18 protein-coding genes are annotated in these 16,927 nt (G+C 68.5%); 6 read left to right on the top strand and 12 right to left on the bottom strand.

Going from position 1 to position 16,927, the window contains the following annotated elements; genetic code table 11:
* Nucleotides 1–127: 127 nt before the first annotated feature.
* From L5G32_RS10565 to L5G32_RS10590, 6 genes are read left to right on the top strand one after another with little or no spacing between them, the layout of a single operon-like run.
* Nucleotides 128–1,411, top strand: coding sequence for an SWIM zinc finger family protein (locus L5G32_RS10565; protein ID WP_237011002.1), 1,284 nt, complete (start codon nucleotides 128–130; stop codon nucleotides 1,409–1,411).
* Complete coding sequence (locus tag L5G32_RS10570; protein ID WP_237011003.1) at nucleotides 1,408–2,892, top strand: DUF5691 domain-containing protein; 1,485 nt, start codon at nucleotides 1,408–1,410, stop codon at nucleotides 2,890–2,892. Before L5G32_RS10565 ends, L5G32_RS10570 begins: the two co-directional genes overlap by 4 nt.
* The gene (locus tag L5G32_RS10575; RefSeq protein ID WP_237011004.1) at nucleotides 2,889–4,037 is read left to right on the top strand and encodes an ATP-binding protein; all 1,149 of its coding nucleotides are present in this window, start codon (nucleotides 2,889–2,891) and stop codon (nucleotides 4,035–4,037) included. The genes L5G32_RS10570 and L5G32_RS10575 overlap by 4 nt, the downstream gene beginning before the upstream one ends.
* Nucleotides 4,034–6,379: a DUF5682 family protein gene (locus tag L5G32_RS10580; RefSeq protein WP_237011005.1), complete on the top strand. Its 2,346-nt coding sequence runs from the start codon at nucleotides 4,034–4,036 to the stop codon at nucleotides 6,377–6,379. Before L5G32_RS10575 ends, L5G32_RS10580 begins: the two co-directional genes overlap by 4 nt.
* Nucleotides 6,376–7,527, top strand: coding sequence for a VWA domain-containing protein (locus L5G32_RS10585; protein WP_237011006.1), 1,152 nt, complete (start codon nucleotides 6,376–6,378; stop codon nucleotides 7,525–7,527). Before L5G32_RS10580 ends, L5G32_RS10585 begins: the two co-directional genes overlap by 4 nt.
* 23 nt (nucleotides 7,528–7,550) lie before the next feature.
* Complete coding sequence (locus L5G32_RS10590) at nucleotides 7,551–8,423, top strand: GTP pyrophosphokinase (RefSeq protein ID WP_237011007.1); 873 nt, start codon at nucleotides 7,551–7,553, stop codon at nucleotides 8,421–8,423.
* Between the two features lie 96 nt (nucleotides 8,424–8,519).
* Here L5G32_RS10590 and L5G32_RS10595 read toward each other — a convergent pair whose 3' ends face one another.
* The 12 genes from L5G32_RS10595 to L5G32_RS10650 all read right to left on the bottom strand — a co-directional run bounded on the left by L5G32_RS10595 (nucleotide 8,520) and on the right by L5G32_RS10650 (nucleotide 16,913).
* Entirely contained in the window at nucleotides 8,520–8,987 is a 468-nt protein-coding gene (locus L5G32_RS10595; protein ID WP_237011008.1) for an SRPBCC family protein, read from the bottom strand.
* 61 nt (nucleotides 8,988–9,048) lie between these two features.
* Nucleotides 9,049–9,768: a TIGR02234 family membrane protein gene (locus L5G32_RS10600; protein ID WP_237011009.1), complete on the bottom strand. Its 720-nt coding sequence runs from the start codon at nucleotides 9,766–9,768 to the stop codon at nucleotides 9,049–9,051.
* Entirely contained in the window at nucleotides 9,765–11,288 is a 1,524-nt protein-coding gene (locus L5G32_RS10605; RefSeq protein ID WP_237011010.1) for an anthranilate synthase component I, read from the bottom strand. The genes L5G32_RS10600 and L5G32_RS10605 overlap by 4 nt, the downstream gene beginning before the upstream one ends.
* A complete protein-coding gene (locus tag L5G32_RS10610; protein WP_237011011.1) occupies nucleotides 11,285–11,464 on the bottom strand; it encodes a tautomerase family protein in 180 nt (59 codons plus the stop codon). Before L5G32_RS10610 ends, L5G32_RS10605 begins: the two co-directional genes overlap by 4 nt.
* Before the next feature lies 1 nt (nucleotide 11,465).
* Nucleotides 11,466–11,840, bottom strand: coding sequence for a phosphoribosyl-AMP cyclohydrolase (gene hisI / locus L5G32_RS10615; RefSeq protein ID WP_237011012.1), 375 nt, complete (start codon nucleotides 11,838–11,840; stop codon nucleotides 11,466–11,468).
* A gap of 50 nt (nucleotides 11,841–11,890) precedes the next feature.
* Nucleotides 11,891–12,658, bottom strand: a complete 768-nt coding sequence (hisF, locus tag L5G32_RS10620; RefSeq protein WP_237011013.1) for an imidazole glycerol phosphate synthase subunit HisF — start codon at nucleotides 12,656–12,658, stop codon at nucleotides 11,891–11,893.
* Nucleotides 12,655–13,497: an inositol monophosphatase family protein gene (locus tag L5G32_RS10625; protein ID WP_237011014.1), complete on the bottom strand. Its 843-nt coding sequence runs from the start codon at nucleotides 13,495–13,497 to the stop codon at nucleotides 12,655–12,657. The genes hisF and L5G32_RS10625 overlap by 4 nt, the downstream gene beginning before the upstream one ends.
* Before the next feature lie 5 nt (nucleotides 13,498–13,502).
* Complete coding sequence (gene priA / locus L5G32_RS10630) at nucleotides 13,503–14,249, bottom strand: bifunctional 1-(5-phosphoribosyl)-5-((5-phosphoribosylamino)methylideneamino)imidazole-4-carboxamide isomerase/phosphoribosylanthranilate isomerase PriA (RefSeq protein ID WP_237011015.1); 747 nt, start codon at nucleotides 14,247–14,249, stop codon at nucleotides 13,503–13,505.
* A 5-nt stretch (nucleotides 14,250–14,254) separates the two neighbouring features.
* Nucleotides 14,255–14,536 carry a hypothetical protein gene (locus tag L5G32_RS10635; protein WP_237011016.1) on the bottom strand — a complete coding sequence of 94 codons (282 nt, stop codon included), beginning with the start codon at nucleotides 14,534–14,536 and terminating at the stop codon, nucleotides 14,255–14,257.
* Nucleotides 14,537–15,172: an imidazole glycerol phosphate synthase subunit HisH gene (gene hisH, locus L5G32_RS10640; protein WP_237011017.1), complete on the bottom strand. Its 636-nt coding sequence runs from the start codon at nucleotides 15,170–15,172 to the stop codon at nucleotides 14,537–14,539. It abuts the gene before it with no gap.
* Nucleotides 15,169–15,816, bottom strand: a complete 648-nt coding sequence (hisB, locus tag L5G32_RS10645; RefSeq protein WP_237011018.1) for an imidazoleglycerol-phosphate dehydratase HisB — start codon at nucleotides 15,814–15,816, stop codon at nucleotides 15,169–15,171. The genes hisH and hisB overlap by 4 nt, the downstream gene beginning before the upstream one ends.
* Nucleotides 15,817–15,818: 2 nt before the next feature.
* Nucleotides 15,819–16,913: a histidinol-phosphate transaminase gene (locus L5G32_RS10650; protein ID WP_237011019.1), complete on the bottom strand. Its 1,095-nt coding sequence runs from the start codon at nucleotides 16,911–16,913 to the stop codon at nucleotides 15,819–15,821.
* Nucleotides 16,914–16,927 lie beyond the last annotated feature (14 nt).

The following is a 16,927-nucleotide window of genomic DNA, read 5'->3' on the forward strand; positions in this document are numbered from 1 at the left end:
TGACGCCCCTTTCTCGCGCTGTGTCTCAAGAGTAGGCAAGTAGTCCAGAGGTCCGCTGCGCGGGGTGTCCTCGGCTCGAACGACACGATCGGTGGCGATGTCGGACGACGACGCTAGTGTGCGATGTATGCCGTGGACACAAGAGAAGGTGCTCGCCGCCGCACCGGACTCGTCGTCGGTGGCCGCCGGGCGCAAACTCGCCACTCCCGGTCCGTGGTCGTCGACCGGCAGCACCGATGAGCTGCTGTGGGGGTCGTGCCAAGGGAGCGGCAAGAAGCCATACCAGGTGAGCATCGACCTGACTGGACCCGCGTATCGCTGTTCGTGCCCGAGTCGGAAGTTCCCGTGCAAGCATGCGATCGCGTTGCTCCTGCTGTGGTCGGCGGGCGCGATCGACGGCGGCGAGGTCGCCGCCTTCGCAGCCGACTGGGCGTCGGATCGGGCAGAGCGGTCGGCACGCGCCGACAGACCGACCGCGGCGCCTGATCCCGAAGCTCAGGCGGCACGTCGTGCCGAACGGCTGGCGACGATGGACGCCGGTGTCGCCGACTTCGTCCAGTGGCTCGCCGATCTCGCGCGAGGCGGGCTGTCGCAGGCGCTGCGCCGCCCGGTGGCCTGGTGGGAGGCCGCGGCCGCGCGCCTGGTGGACGGTCAGCTCCCGGGCCTGGCCGAACGAGTCCGAGACACCGGAGCCGACGCCGCGCGCGGACTCGACGCTGCCGAACTTCTTCAGCGTGTCGGCGTGTGGTGGATGCTCGTGCGGGCATGGGGTCGCCGCGACCTCCTCTCCCCTGAGTCCGTCGCCGACTTGTATGCCGCAGTTGGCCTTCCGACACCGACCTCGCTCGTCCGCGACGGCGAGAGACGAAGCGGCGTGTGGACCGTGCTCGGCGCGCACCGCGACGAGAAGGGGCGACTCTCACAGCAGCGGACATGGCTACGCGGCGACGACGGCGAGATCGTCATGACGTTGGAGACGGCTGGTCCCGGCCAGAGTCTCGGTGTGCCGCAGTTGGCGGGGGCCCGCCTCGCCGCCGAGATCGCCCTGTATCCGGGGCACCGGCCTCGGCGAGCTCTGTTCGTCGACCCGCCGGAGGTTCTCGAGCCCGCGGCGTCCTTGGGGTCCGGCGGCAGCGTCGACGACGCACTCGCCGCTGCGGCGGCCGCGCTGGCAACGGTGCCGTGGCGTGATCGGCACCCGGTCTGCATCGACGACGTCGCCATGGCGGGCGATGCCTTCGATCATGTCGTCGACTCGGCGGGCTCGGCGATCCGTCTCACGCCGGACACTCCGACCCGAGCGCTCCTCGCAGCGACTGGCGGGCATGCCGATCAGCTGTTCGGTGAACTGGACGGCGGGCTGCTGCGAGCACTCACCGTGATCGAGGGCGGCGAGGTGACCGTTCTATGAGCGGGTCGATCCCTGCGCCCGTCGCCGTCGCGGCGTGGTCGGACGAGTTGTTGTCAGCGGCTGTCCTCGGCACGGACCGTCGCCCGGCACCGACGCCCCCACCGGTCCTCGGCACGGGCGACCCCGACCTCGACCCGGCCCAGGCACTGCTCACGCAGGCCTCGCTCGCTGCGGCGATCGACCGGGGCGGCCGGACAGCCGTCCGCGCGACAGCGATCTCCGCGGCTCCCGCCGAGCACCAACCGCTTGCGCCCCCTCGCGCCGTACAGGTTCTCCGGATGCTCGTCGAGACGCCGCCGTCGCCGCCGGACATGCGCTTCGCGCTTCTCGATCGGTGGCTGACGACCGCTGCAGCACACGGCGTTCGAGTGCCTGCCGGGCAACTGCCCGTCCTACTCGCTCTCGCCGGGACGCGACCCGAACTGCAGTCTGCGTTGCGTGGGGCGTGGGGCGAGCGCGGCCGATGGCTCGCCACGCTCACAGACACACCGTCGAGCCCGCACCCCTCCCCCCAGGCGCCGCCGACAGATGTTCGGGACGGCCTCGCCGAGCGGTGGGCGGCGATGCCTGCGCGTACCAAGGAACAGACACTCAACGAGCTGCGAGCCGGATTGTCCGAGGCAGACGAGCCGTTCGTGGAGGGTTGTCTCGACGAGAAGTCGGCGCGGGTCCGCGACGCCGCGCGGTCGCTGCTGCGATCACTGCCCACGAGCCGCTACTCGCAGCGGATGGCGCAGCGACTCCGTTCGCTCGTCACCGTCGAACACCCCGGCATGGCCCGTCGACTCGCGACATTCGGCTCGGACGGGCCGCTCACCGTCCGCGTCGACCCGCCTCGCGAACTCGACGACGCAGCCGTCCGCGATGGGCTGCCGAAGCTCGCAGCGGACGCCGACCGTTCGTCTGCGATGCGCGCCGTCGTCGCCGACGCACCACTGACCACGTGGACGACGATCGCCGGAGCTTCGCCGGCCCAGATCGTCGAGGCCGTCGTCGCCGACACCACCGTGCGCGACTCGCTGGTCCGCGCCGCGGCGGCGCAGCGCGAGATGGAGTGGGCGGCCGCACTCCTCGAACATGTCCGAGCGCCGGACCTCATCGCGGTACTCGAGCCAGAGCAACGGGAACGCTTCGTTCTGGCCAGACTCCCGAAAGAGTCGGACGTCGAGTTCGGCCACCTCCTGAGCATGGCGCCGACGCCGTGGAGTCCGGCGATCGCCAACGCCCTCCTCGATCGACTCGACCGCCCGGTGTCCGCCCGAAACGGGCGGACGTCCGGAATCCTCGTGACGGCCGGCGACGCCGTCCACGTTCCCGCCGCCGTCCTGCCACGTGTCCAGTCGATGCTCGACGCAGCCGACAACCATCCAGGCGACACCGACCCCAAGCACGCGCGGCTCAGAGCGCAGCGGACCACGTTGCTGCGTACAGCCGTCACCTTCCACGCATATGTCCGATCCATCCAGGAGGCCTTCGCATGACCGGCATCGACCCGACCACGACTGGGACGTCAGAGACAGGGATTCGTGACGAGGTGGTGCGCGCCCACGCCGAGCAGCAGTTCGCCGACGAGCTGACCGCCCTGCGCAACGTCGACGACCGGCCGCGCCCACCACGTTGGGCGATGTCGCCGTGGGCGGTCTCGACCTATCTGCTGGGCGGCGAGTTACGCGACGGAACTGTGATCACCCCCAAGTACATCGGCAGCCGCCGCCTCATCGAGATCGCCGTCGCATCGCTCGCCACCGACCGAGCGCTCCTACTCCTCGGCGTTCCCGGCACCGCGAAGTCGTGGGTGAGCGAACATCTGGCGGCGGCCGTCAGCGGCGACTCGACCCTCGTCGTCCAAGGAACCGCCGGTACCAGCGAGGAGACCATCCGGTACGGCTGGAACTACGCGAGCCTGTTGGCGCACGGCCCGTCGGCCGACGCCCTCGTCCCCGGCCCGGTGATGCGCGCGATGCAGTCCGGCGCCATCGCACGCATCGAGGAACTGACGCGGATCCCGGCCGACGTCCAGGACTCACTGATCACGATCCTCTCGGAGAAGACCCTGCCCGTCCCGGAACTCGACACCGAAGTTCAGGCGCGCCGCGGGTTCAACGTGATCGCGACCGCCAACAACCGCGACAAGGGCGTGAACGACCTGTCGTCCGCGCTGCGGCGTCGCTTCACCACAGTCGTCCTCCCTCTGCCGGACTCACTCGCCGACGAGGTCGACATCGTCACGCGCCGTGTCACAAGCCTCGGCGCATCCCTCGATCTGCCCGCCGACCTCGAGTCGCTCAGCGAGATCAGCCGTGTGGTCACCGTGATGCGCGAACTGCGGTCCGGGCTGACGGCCGACGGCCGCACCACCATCAAGTCGCCGAGCTCCACGCTGTCGACCGCCGAGGCGATCTCCGTCGTCACGAGCGGGCTGAGTCTGGCCGCACACTTCGGCGACGGCGTAGTGGGAGCCGACGACGTCGCAGCCGGTCTACTCGGGGCCGTCGTCAAGGATCCGGTACAGGACGCCGTCGTCTGGGACGAGTACCTGGAGACCGTCGTCCGCGGACGTGAAGGCTGGGACGACCTGTACCGGGCGTGTCGTGACCTCGGATCAGCTCCGACGGGACGCGCGTGACCGGTCACCAGATCGTCCCCGGTGTGCATGTCCCCGGTGTGCATGTCCTCGGGATCCGTCATCACGGTCCGGGGTCGGCGGAGTCCGTCGCCGCCGCGCTCGACGAGCTACGCCCGGACGCCGTGCTCGTCGAAGGCCCACCGGAGCTGACGCCGATCCTGCCGCTGCTCGCCGACCCGCAGACGGTCCCGCCAGTGGCCGGTCTGGTGTACGCCGCCGATGAGCCGCGCCGCGCCGCGTTCTATCCGCTCGCTGCGTTCTCACCCGAATGGGTCGCCACCCGGTGGGCGCTGCACGCGAGCGTGGACGTCGCGTGGATCGACTTGCCTGCAGCGACGTCACTGGCGATCCGCGCGGCTGTAGAGGATCACCAGAATCAGGGCCCGTCCGAGTCCGACGACGTCCCCGACGAGAAGATCACTGACGAGACGATCACCGATCCGATCGGCGCCCTCGCGGAGGCGGCAGGCTACGACGACCCGGAACGCTGGTGGGAGGACGCCGTCGAGCACCGTTCTGGAAGTGCGGTCGACCGGTTCACCGGCCTGCGCGAGGCGATCGCCGAACTCCGCCGCGACGAACCTGCGCCTGCCGCGCTCGTCGACGACGAGAAGGTCCTCGACACCCGCTCTGCGGCAACGCCGACGGGTGCGGCGACGACCGCGGTCCGCGAAGCCGCGATGCGCAAAGCGGTGCGGGCCGCTGTCAAAGCGGGAGCACAGCGAGTCGCCGTCGTCTGCGGCGCCTGGCATGCACCCGCCGTCGATCTCGCACACGGACCGTCCGCTGCCGCCGACAACCGACTGCTGCGCGGACTACCGAAGACCAAGGTCGCCGCGGCGTGGGTCCCATGGACTGCCGGGCGACTGTCCTACGAATCCGGATACGGGGCGGGCGTCACCTCCCCGGGCTGGTATCGCCACCTCTACGACAGCCGTGCTCGGGGCGACTCCCCGGACACCGCGGCCGCTGCGTGGCTGGTGCGTACCGCCCGCGAACTGCGCGAACAGGGTATCGCCGCATCGCCCGCAGCGGTCGTCGACGCCACCCGCGTCGCCCGCACACTCGCCACGCTGCGGGGCCGTCCGCATCCGGGCCTCGCTGAACTCGACGACGCCTCGTTAGCGGTCCTCGCCGACGGCGATCGGACTCCGTTGCGCCTCGTGCACGAGAATCTCGTCGTCGGCCACGACATCGGAGCCGTGCCCGACGACGCACCGATGATCCCGTTGGCCGCGGACCTGCAGCGCCGCCAACGCGCGTGTCGGCTGAAGCCGTCGGCCGCTGCGAAGACGGTGACCCTCGACTTGAGAACCGAAGCCGGCCGGGCACGGTCGACTCTATTGCATCGGCTGAGGCTCCTCGGCGTCGACTGGGGTCAACTCGCCGACGTCGGCCGGACCACCGGCACGTTCAAGGAGGCGTGGGAACTAGCCTGGGACCCGGCGCTCTCGATCGCTGTCGTCGAAGCCGGGATGCACGGAACGACCGTCGCGTCCGCTGCGGCCGCGAAGGTCGCAGCCGATGCCCGCGAGGCGACCCGACTGCCTGCGCTGTCCGAACTGGTCGACGCCTGCCTGCTCGCCGACCTACCGACACACGACGTGGTCGCCGCACTCGCCGATCGGGCCGCGACGCACGCCGAAGTCGCCGAACTCCTGGCCGCCGTCGAGCCGCTCGCCCGTGTCTGCCGGTACGGCAACGTCCGCGACGTCGACACCGGCGACGTCCGTCATGTCATGGAGGCCACCGCGATTCGCGCCGCCGTCGGACTACCCTCGTCGGCCGTCGCGCTCGCCGACGACGCCGCCCTGGCTCTACGCGACTCGATCGAGGCCGCGCACCGCGGCCTGATGCTGCTCGCCGACCCCGATCTGTCCGACCGCTGGTTCCGAGCCCTCACCGAGGTCACGGCGCGCGATGCGACGCCGGGACTCGTCGGCGGTCGAGCGACTCGGATACTGCTCGACGCGGGGCGCATCGATCGCGACGTCGTCGAGGAACAGATGAGCCGGACGCTGTCCACCGCGTCCGACCCGACTGACGCCGCGGGATGGCTCGACGGCTTCCTGACCGGCGACGCCATGATCTTGATCCACGACGCTGCGCTTCTCGCGGTGGTGGACGACTGGTTCGCTCACGTCTCGACCGACGTGTTCGACGATCTGTTGCCGTTGCTGCGCCGAACGTTCGCCGAGTTCAGCACCTCCGAGCGCCGCAACATCGGCCGTGCGTTGTCGCGCCGCGCCGACGACCAGACCGACACCCGAGCGATCGACTGGAACCGTGCCGCGCCGGCGTACGCAGCGACTGCACACCTCATCGGATGGGAGAGCGCATGACCGACACCGACGACCGACTGACCCGGTGGCGGCTCGTACTCGGCGGTGACGACGCCGACGGGGTCGGCATCGACCGCGCATCGATGTCCGCTGCGGACGCCGGCCGCGACCGCGTCCTCGGCGATCTGTACGACGCGCCGCGGCGCGGTGGGCTCGGCGGCTCGCAGCCTCGAGTGTCGCGGTGGCTCGGCGACATCCGCACCTATTTCCCGTCGTCGGTGGTGCAGGTAATGCAGTCGGACGCGATGGATCGCCTCGGACTCCGACGTCTCCTGTTGGAGCCGGAGATGCTCGGATCGGTTCAGCCCGACGTCCATCTCGCCACGACGCTGATCGGTCTCACCTCGGTGATGGACGAGGCGACTCGGGAGACCGCCCGGACCGTGGTCCGCGCGGTCACCGATCAACTCGAGGAACGCCTGCGCAGAGCGACGGTCCAAGCTGTGTCCGGCGCTCTCGACCGGTCGGCTCGCACCTCCCGCCCGAGGCCCGGCGACATCGACTGGAACCGTACGATCGCGGCCAATCTGCGGCACTACCAGCCCGAGTACCGGACCGTGGTGCCCGAGAAGCTCGTCGGGTACGCACGGCGTCGATCGCAGGTACAACGCGAGATCATCCTCGCCGTCGACCAGTCCGGATCGATGGCCGAGTCGGTGGTGTTCGCGAGTGTGTTCGGCGCCGTCCTCGCATCGCTGCCGTCGGTGGCGACACGGCTCGTCGTGTTCGACACCGCCGTCGCCGACCTGACCGACGACCTCGACGATCCGGTCGACATCCTCTTCGGCGTCCAACTCGGCGGCGGCACCGACATCAACCGGGCGGTCGCCTACTGCCAGGACCGCATCTCGAAGCCTGCCGACACCGTGGTGATCCTGATCAGCGATCTCTACGAGGGCGGAGTGGCCGACGAACTGTTGGAGCGCTCACGGGCGATCGTCGACTCTGGCGCCACTATGGTGACCCTCCTCGCCCTGTCCGACTCGGGAGCGCCAGCCTTCGACGCCGACCTCGCCGGCCAGTTGAGCGGTATCGGCGTCCCGTCGTTCGCGTGCACTCCCGACCTGTTCCCCGACCTGATGGCTGCCGCCATCGAGGGCCGTGACGTGGGCGACTGGGCGTCGAGTAACGACATCGTGACCCATTGAGGCTCGACGGTAGGGTCAGTGGCGTGAACCACGCCTCAGCGCAGGGCCCGAACGGGCCTGGATCAGAAGTCGACGTGAACTCATTGCGTAACTCCGGGTTGTTGGGCGACTCCGGGTTCTTGGGTGATCTGGCACAGCTGCGCACAGAGTTCACCCGCTTCATGCTGCGGTACCAGTTCGGTATCGAGGAGGTGATCACCAAGATCAACATCCTGCGTGAGGAGTTTCGCCTTCTCCACGATTACAACCCGATCGAGCACGTGACTTCCCGGGTCAAGGACCCCGAGTCGATCATCCACAAGGTCGCCAGAAAGGACTGCGACCCGTCCTTCGACGCCATCGCTCGGTCGATCACTGACATCGCGGGGGTGCGAGTGACGTGCAGCTTCACCTCCGACGTCTACCGGATGTCAGATCTGTTGACCGGCCAGTCAGATCTGACCGTCCTCCAGGTCAAGGACTACATCGCGACGCCCAAGCCGAACGGCTATCGCAGTCTGCACGTATTGGTCGAGGTACCGGTGTTCCTCTCCGACGCCGTCGTGCCGGTGGTCGTGGAACTGCAGTTCCGAACCATCGCCATGGACTTCTGGGCCAGCCTGGAGCATAAGATCTTCTACAAGTACCGCGGTGACGCACCCGCCGGGGTGCTCGACCAACTCGCCGAAGCCGCTGAGACCGCGCATCACCTCGACACCGTCATGGAAGACCTCCATCGGCAGGTCCACGTCGATACTGCGTCCGACCGCAGACCTGACGGACGCCTCGTTCCTACCGATGATGTGCTCGAGCAGCTGCGGACGATCCGGACTCGCCCTCACCCGGACTCGGCAGCCGGCCCAGAGGGTCCCGGCAGCCCAGAAGACCACGACAGCCCGGACGACTCCGGCTACTGAACTTCCGGCACCCGAGGGCGACAAGGCGCGGCGCGACGCCGCCCCTGAACGCACGGAACCGGGGCCGCGTTCGCGACCCCGGTCCGATGGTTCTCGTCAGTTGGTGGAGGCTTCGGCTGCCAATTTGCCGAGAGTGTCCTCCAGCTCGCTTTCGGTGACGAGCGGGAACTTGAGCTTCTCCAGGAGGTCCTTGTCGGTGACCTTCGACCAGTCGTAGGTGTGGCGGACGAGAGTGCTGTCCGGTCCCTGCGACTCGAGCTCCCAGACCCACTCCCAGCCGGGAGGCTGGACGCCAGCCGGTGCGGTCTGCCACGCGAGCAACTTGTCCTTGGCGTACCCGGTCACATGGTTGTCGGTCTTGTACTCCCCGCCCATGTGCGGGCCTTCCATGTTCATGGTGAACACCTCGCCGACCTTCTGGATCCGGTCGGCGTGGTCGATGCTGCGGATGAATCCGGACCCGTCCAGCTTCTCGTGGCGCTCCGGGTTGCTGAGGACGTCGAAGACATCGGCGACCGGAGCTTCGATGACGCGTTCCACTGTGACACTCGTTTGTTCACTCATGACTCCACCGTGCCGAAGTTCGACGACCTTGGCAACCCTCGAAGCACCGCGCGGACCGGACTCAGTCGCGGTCGTCGGTCGGGTCCATTCCGTTGTCTAGCGAGTCCCACAAGAGGCGTTCGTTGCCGTCGGAGTCGACCTGTTCGCCACGAGCGGCACGCTCGCGGTCGGCGAACACCTTCCGCTCGAGCTCTTCGCGACGTGCCGCGGGTGAGGTGTACTTGGACGACATCCCACCGGCCGTCGCACCCCGCATCATGAGGACTGCCGCGACCGCCGCGCATACGGCGCCCGCGATCAACACGTATGCGGGCGTGTCGAACGTGAGGATCACGGTCACGTCGTACTTCGGGTCGAGGTCGATGGCGTCCGCGGCGAACAGATTGTTCTCGCCGTTGGTGATCAGCGAGACCGCGGGGATCACCGACGCGATCGCGGCGATCGCGAGGATGACGGCGACGACACGCAGCATCCATCCACGCACCGCGAACTGTGCGACGATGCCTGCCACGAACAGCAGCGCGACCGCGACCAGCCACGGGCTCCAGTCCGAACCGTGCACCGCGAAGTTGCGCGGCACGCCGAGTCCGTCCTCGGCGACGACCTCGGCCCACCGCATGCGCGACGACGACCACAGTGCGATCGCGGCGACGACCAGCAGAACGCTCGCGATCCCCTGTCGTCGACGTCCGACCGACTTCTGAGCGGACGCGATCTCCGCGTCGGTCGCCGCCGCTCGCCGGCCACCTGTCTGCTCGTCCTGCGTGCCTTCGCCTGTCATGCTCGGTCCTCTCCGCCGACGCGCGTCACGGTGCCCGCGGCCGCGACGGCGTTCAATACCGCTGTCGCCTTGTTGCGTGCCTCGTTGAACTCGTATTCGGCGTCACTGTCGGCGACGACGCCGCCGCCCGCCTGAACGTACGCCGTGCCGCCGGACAACAGTGCGGTGCGGATGGCGATCGCGGTGTCGGCATCGCCTGCGAAGTCGAGGTAGCCGACGATGCCGCCGTACAGTCCGCGGCGGGTGATCTCGTGTTCTTCGATGATCTGCATGGCACGGACCTTCGGCGCACCGGTCAGCGTCCCCGCCGGGAAGCACGCGGTCACCGCGTCGAGTGCCTGGTTGTCGTCCCGCAGACGTCCCGACACGGTCGAGACCAGGTGCATCACGTGGCTGTAACGTTCGACGCGTCGGTAGTCGGTGACGCGGACGGTACCGGGTTCGCAGACGCGGCCGAGGTCGTTTCGGCCGAGATCGACGAGCATCAGGTGCTCGGAGTTCTCTTTCTCGTCCTCGACCAGTCCCTTGGCGAGGAGTTGGTCCTCCTCTTCGGTGGCTCCGCGCCAGCGGGTGCCGGCGATCGGGTGCGTCGTCGCCAACCTGTCCGCGACGGTGACGAGGGCCTCGGGTGACGAGCCGACGATCGCGAACGGATCGCGCTCGACGCCGGGGACCCGAACGAGATACATGTACGGGCTCGGGTTCGATGCGCGCAGCACCCGGTACACGTCGATCGGGTCGGCGTCGGTGTCGAGGGCGAACCGTTGCGACGGCACCACCTGGAACGCCTCACCCGCCTCGATCGCCTCGACGACGTCGTCGACGATCTGCGAGTACTCGTCGAAGGTGCGCTGCGAGGTGTACTCGGGGGTCGGCCGATCGAACGTCGAGACCGTCGACGCCGCCGACGCCGCCAACGCGGAGGTCATCACGTCGAGCCTGCTCACCGCGTCCGCGTACGCCTGCTCGGCTCGCTCGTCGGAGCCGTCCCAGTTGATCGCGTTGGCGATCAGCGTGATGGTGCCCTCGTGGTGGTCGAAGGCCGCCAGCTCGGAGGTCAACAGCCAGAACATGTCCGGGAGACCGAGATCGTCGTCGGTGATCGACGGCAGTCGCTCGAGGCGGCGCACGAAGTCGTAGGCCATGAATCCGACGAAACCGCCCGTCAGCGGCGGCATTCCGACGATCGCCTCGGTCTGCAGCAGCCGGAGCGACTCGGCCAGGGCGGCGAGCGGATCGCCGCCGGACGGCGCGCCTGCCGGCACCGTCCCCCACCAGTGCGCTTGGTCGTCGACGACGGTCAGGCCCGAGGAACCGGAGCCGATGAACGACCAGCGCGACCACGACTGGCCGTTGGGTGCGGACTCGAGCAGGAACGTGCCGTCGCGGTCGCCCGCCAGTTTGCGGTAGGCCGACAGCGGCGTCTCCGAGTCGGCGAGCACCTTGCGGGTCACCGGGACCACACGATGGACGGCAGCCAGGTCGAGGAACTCCGCCAGCGAGGTGGTGTGCGCGGTCATCCGAGCGGCTCCCCGCCGACGCCCCACTGGCTGCGTGGGATCTCGGTGATCGTCACCCATACCGAGTCGGGGTCCTTACCGGTCGCCTTCGCGTACGCCTCGGTCACCGACGCGATCGTCTCGCGTTTGACAGTGTCCGACAGGCCCTGGGTCTGCGAGATCTGGATGAGCGGCATGTCAGCGCCTTTCGTCGTCGGAAGCGAGAACCGAGTCGGTGAATTCGAGCGGCTCGGTGTCGAAACAGCTGTGGTTCCCGGTGTGGCAGGCCGGCCCGACCTGGTCGACGACGAGCAGCAGCGCGTCGCCGTCACAGTCCAGTCGCACGTCGTGCACGTACTGGGTGTGACCGCTGGTCTCACCCTTGACCCAGTACTGCTGCCGGGACCGGGAGTAGTACGTGCCCTGACGGGTGGCGAGGGTGCGTTCGAGCGCTTCGTCGTCCATCCACGCCATCATCAGGACGATTCCGGTCTCGCGTTCTTGCGCGATGGCCGCGAACAGTCCGTCCGGGCCGCGTTTGAGTCGCGTCGCGAGCTCCGCGGGCAATGCCATGAGAGGCTCCTTGGTAAAAGGTCTGGGCTCAAGAAAAGTCTGGACTCACGTCATCGGACGGTGATGTCGTCGGCACGCATCGCGTCCTTGACCTCGCCGATCGTCAAGTCTCCGAAATGGAACACCGATGCGGCGAGGACCGCGTCGGCGCCCGCGTGGACGGCGGGAGCGAAGTGGTCGGCCGTGCCCGCGCCGCCGGAGGCGATGACCGGGATGTCCACGGCGGCGCGCACCGACCGGATCATCGCCAGGTCGAAGCCGTCCTTGGTGCCGTCGGCGTCCATCGAGTTCAGCAGGATCTCGCCGACTCCGAGTTCCGCTCCGCGCCGCGCCCACTCGACAGCGTCGATGCCGGTGCCGCGTCGGCCGCCGTGCGTGGTGACCTCCCACCCAGACGGGGTGGACGACTCGCTCGCGGTGCGGGCGTCGACCGACAAGACGATGCACTGCGAGCCGAACCGACGACTCATCTCGTCGAGGACTTCGGGGCGCGCGATCGCCGCGGTGTTGACGCTGACCTTGTCGGCGCCGGCACGCAGCATCGTGTCCACGTCGTCGACGGTGCGGATGCCGCCGCCGACGGTCAACGGGATGAAGATCTGGTCGGCGGTGCGACGGACCACCTCGATCATCGTCGACCGACCCGAACTCGACGCGGTCACGTCGAGGAACGTCAGCTCGTCGGCGCCTTCGGCGTCGTAGCGCGCGGCGAGTTCCACCGGATCGCCCGCGTCCCGAAGATTCGCGAAGTTGACTCCCTTGACCACTCGACCGTCGTCGACGTCGAGGCACGGGATGACGCGCACCGCCACACTCACTGGTCCACCTTGCTTTCGATCGTCTCGTCCCCGGTCACGCCGCTGTCGGCGATCACCTGAAGGAGTTCTGCATGAAGTTGTCGGTCGCCGGTCACCAACGATTGCGAACCGACCCGCCACGGTTGCCCGTGCACATCGGTCGCAACGCCGCCTGCCGCACGGACCAGCGCGGCACCCGCGGCGTTGTCCCACGCGTGGTAGCTGAACGACACCGCGCCGCCGAAGATTCCCGCGGCGACATACGCCATGTCGGTTCCCGTGGAGCCGGTCATCCGCAGCCGACGTGCCCGATGGCTCAGCGCAGCGTACAACGCTGCCCTGCCGGTCCCGGGATACCGACCGCCCGACCGCACATTGAAGGCACCGCACCCGACGACCGCCGAGGACAACGGCGCCGGGGCGAGCTGCGGGGCAGGCCTGCCGTTGACTGTGAACGACTGTCCGACGATGCCCGCGTAACGCTGGTTGAGCAATGGCAGCCGCGTGATGCCGAGGACCGGTTCGCCGTCGACGGCGAGCGCCAACAGCATCGCGGCGAGCGGCAGGCCGACGGAATAGTTGTACGTTCCGTCGACCGGGTCGAGGATCCAGACCGGTCCCGAATCGGCGGGCGGGCCGCCGAACTCTTCGCCGTGTACCGCGATCCCCGTCTCGTCACCGAGCGCGGTCGCGATCCGGCGCTCCAACGACAGGTCGACGTCGGTGGCGAAGTCGTCGCCCTTCTTACGCACCGACCCCGGCGAGCCGAGCCCCTCGACGAACTCCGACGTCATCGCGTCCAGAACCTCGTCGGCGACGGCGAGTAGACGTGGGAGATCGAGGTCGGCAGAGGGTGGCACGAGAGTCACTTCGTCGCGGACACCGCGGCCAGCGCCTCGGGCAACGTGAAGCGTCCCGCGTACAGCGCCTTCCCGATGATCGCGCCTTCGACGCCGAGTTCGGTGAGTTCGGCGATCGCGATCAGGTCGTCGACCGTCGACACACCGCCCGACGCGACGACCGGCGAGTCCGTGGCGCGAGCGACCTGCGCGAGCAGTTCGAGGTTCGGGCCGGTGAGCGTGCCGTCCTTGCTGACGTCGGTCACCACGTAGCGGGCGCATCCGTCGGCGTTGAGCCGATCGAGCGTCGACCACAGGTCCCCGCCGTCGGTCACCCATCCGCGGCCGCGCACCCGCCACGACTCTCCATCACGCAGTACGTCGAGTCCGACGGCGATCTTGTCGCCGTGCTCGGCGATCGCACCGGCACACCATTCGGGGTTCTCGATGGCGGCGGTCCCCAGGTTGACGCGAGTCGCACCGGTGGCGAGCGCCGCCGCGAGGGACTCGTCGTCGCGGATGCCGCCCGACAACTCGACGTTGATGTCGAGCTCGGCTGCGACTTCGGCGAGGAGCGCGCGGTTCTCACCGCGGCCGAATGCGGCGTCCAAGTCCACGAGGTGGACCCATCGTGCTCCGCCTGCCTGCCACGCCTGAGCAGCGTCCCGCGGTGATCCGTACGACGTCTCCGAGCCCGCCTCGCCCTGGACGAGACGAACTGCCTGACCGTCGACGACGTCGACCGCAGGCAGCAGTTCGAGAGTCTTTCCCATTGCTTTCAGTTTCCCGTTTCCTCGTCGTGTGCCGCCGCACGGGCACGCCGTTCGTCGATCTCGGTCTGGACGCCGGCCATCATCCGCCGCGATACCAGCGCGATAACCGCGACCACGGCGACCACCGCCACAAACGCGACGATGAGTGCCGCCGTCGGCGACACCTGCGCGACGAACAAGATGATGATCGCCGCGACGATGATCACTCCAGTCGCCGCGCCGAGCGCGTACGCGACCATCTTCCCGAACGAGAAGTCGGCCGACGCCGATCGTGTGGTGTCCGGCATCTACAAACTCCCGATCCAGTTGGTCAACAATTGTGCTCCCACGTCACCGGACTTCTCCGGATGGAGCTGGGTGGCCCACAGCGGTCCGTTCTCGACAGCCGCCAGAAACGGACCACCGTGATCGGACCAGGTCAGACGTGGCGGAGCGATCTTCGAGCCGTCAGAGTCCATCTGCCACGACTGCACGGCGTACGAGTGGACGAAGTAGAAGCGGGCGTCGTCGTCGATGCCCTCGAAGAGCTTCGAGTCGTCCGGAGCCTGCACGGTGTTCCACCCCATGTGCGGCAGGACGTCGGCTTGCAGTCGTGTCACCGAGCCCGGCCATTCGCCGCAGCCGGTCGTGTCCACACCAAACTCGACGCCGTGCTCGAACAGGATCTGCATGCCGACACAGATTCCGAGCACCGGGCGTCCGCCGGCGAGGCGGCGACCGATGATGCGGTCGCCGCGCACCGCGCGCAACCCCTCCATGCAGGCGGCGAAGGCTCCCACACCGGGGACCAGCAGCCCCTCGGCGTTCAGCGCGGTGTCGAAGTCGGACGTGATCTCCACGTCGGCGCCTGCCCGCTCCAGAGCCCGCTGCGCCGACCGGAGGTTTCCCGATCCGTAGTCGAGCAGCGCGATCTTCCGGCTCACAGGCTGCCCTTCGTCGACGGCACGCCACTCACCCGCGGATCGGGTTCGACGGCTGTGCGCAGTGCGCGCGCCACTGCCTTGAACTCCGCTTCGGTGATGTGGTGCTGGTCGCGCCCGTACAAGACACGCACATGGAGAGCGATGCGTGCGTTGAGGGCGATCGACTCGAAGACGTGCCGGTTGATGACCGTCGAGTAGGACGAGTACGGGCGGTCGCCGCCCGAGTAACCGCCGATGGTGGCGGTCAGCAGGTGCTCCGGTTCGCCGGTGTGCACGATGTACGGCCGACCCGAGACGTCGACGATCGCCTGCGCGAGAGTCTCGTCCATCGGGATCCACGCGTCGCCGAATCGCCGGATGCCCTTCTTGTCGCCGAGGGCCTGTCCGATCGCCGTGCCGAGCACGATCGAGGTGTCTTCCACCGTGTGGTGGGCGTCGATCTCGATGTCGCCCTTCGCGTGGACGGTGAGGTCGAAGCTGCCGTGCGCGCCGAACGCGGTCAACATGTGGTCGAAGAACGGCACGCCGGTGTCGATGTCGGTGACTCCGGTGCCGTCGAGGTCGATCTCGACGACGATCGACGACTCACGCGTCGTCCGCTCGACGCGGGCGATCCTGTGCTGACCTGTGCCTGCGTTGGTCACTCTCACTGCTTTCGGTCGGTGCCGGCCAGCTTCTCGCTGACCGACAGGAAGACATCGTTCTCGGCGGGCAGTCCAATCGTCGCACGCAGCCGACCCGGAATGCCCACATCCCTGATCAGCACGCCGTCGTCGAGGTACCGCTGCCAGGTGGCCGGCGCGTCCGCGAAGTCGCCGAACAGGATGAAGTTGGCGTTCGACGGGCTCACGTCGTATCCCATCGCGGTGAGCGCGGCGACGACCCGTTCGCGTTCGGCGACGAGCGCGGCCACCGAGTCGAGGGTCTCGACACTGTGGCGCAACGCCGCTCGTGCTGCGGCCTGGGTGATCACCGACAGGTGGTACGGCAGGCGCACCAGGAGCAGCGCTTCGATCATCGCCGGAGCAGCCGCGAGGTAACCGAGCCGTCCGCCTGCGAACGCGAACGCCTTACTCATGGTGCGCGAGACGATCAGCTTGTCGCCGTACTCGTCGAGCAGGGTCGCCGCGCTCGGCTCGTCCGAGAACTCGGCGTACGCCTCGTCGACGATCACGATGCCGGGAGCCGCGCGCACGATCGCGGCGACGTCTGCTGCCGGGATGCTCTCGCCCGTCGGATTGTTCGGCGACGTCACGAAGACGACGTCCGGAGCGTGCTCGGTGATCGCCGCGATCGCCGCGTCGACGTCGAGACTGTAGTCGTCGGCACGGTGCGCCGGAATCCACGTGGTCTGCGTGCCGTCGGAGATGATCGGATGCATCGAGTACGACGGGACGAAACCCATCGCGCTACGGCCGGGTCCGCCGAACGCCTGCAGTACCTGCTGCAAGATCTCGTTGGAGCCGTTGGCCGCCCACACGTTGTCGACGGTCACCGCGACCCCGGTGGCGCCCGACAGGTAGGCGGCGAGGTCCGTACGGAGGTCGATCGCATCCCGGTCCGGGTAGCGGTGGAGTTCCTCGGCCGCACTACCGACGGCCTTGGCGACGTCGTCGACGAGCGCCTGACTCGGCGGATGCGGGTTCTCGTTGGTGTTGAGGACCACCGGAACCTTCAGCTGCGGTGCGCCGTAGGCGGACTTGCCGCGCAGGTTCTCGCGCAGCGGCAGGTCCGCGAGCACGAATCCCTCGCCTG

It is taken from the genome of Gordonia zhenghanii, from assembly GCF_021738965.1.
GTDB lineage: Bacteria > Actinomycetota > Actinomycetes > Mycobacteriales > Mycobacteriaceae > Gordonia > Gordonia zhenghanii.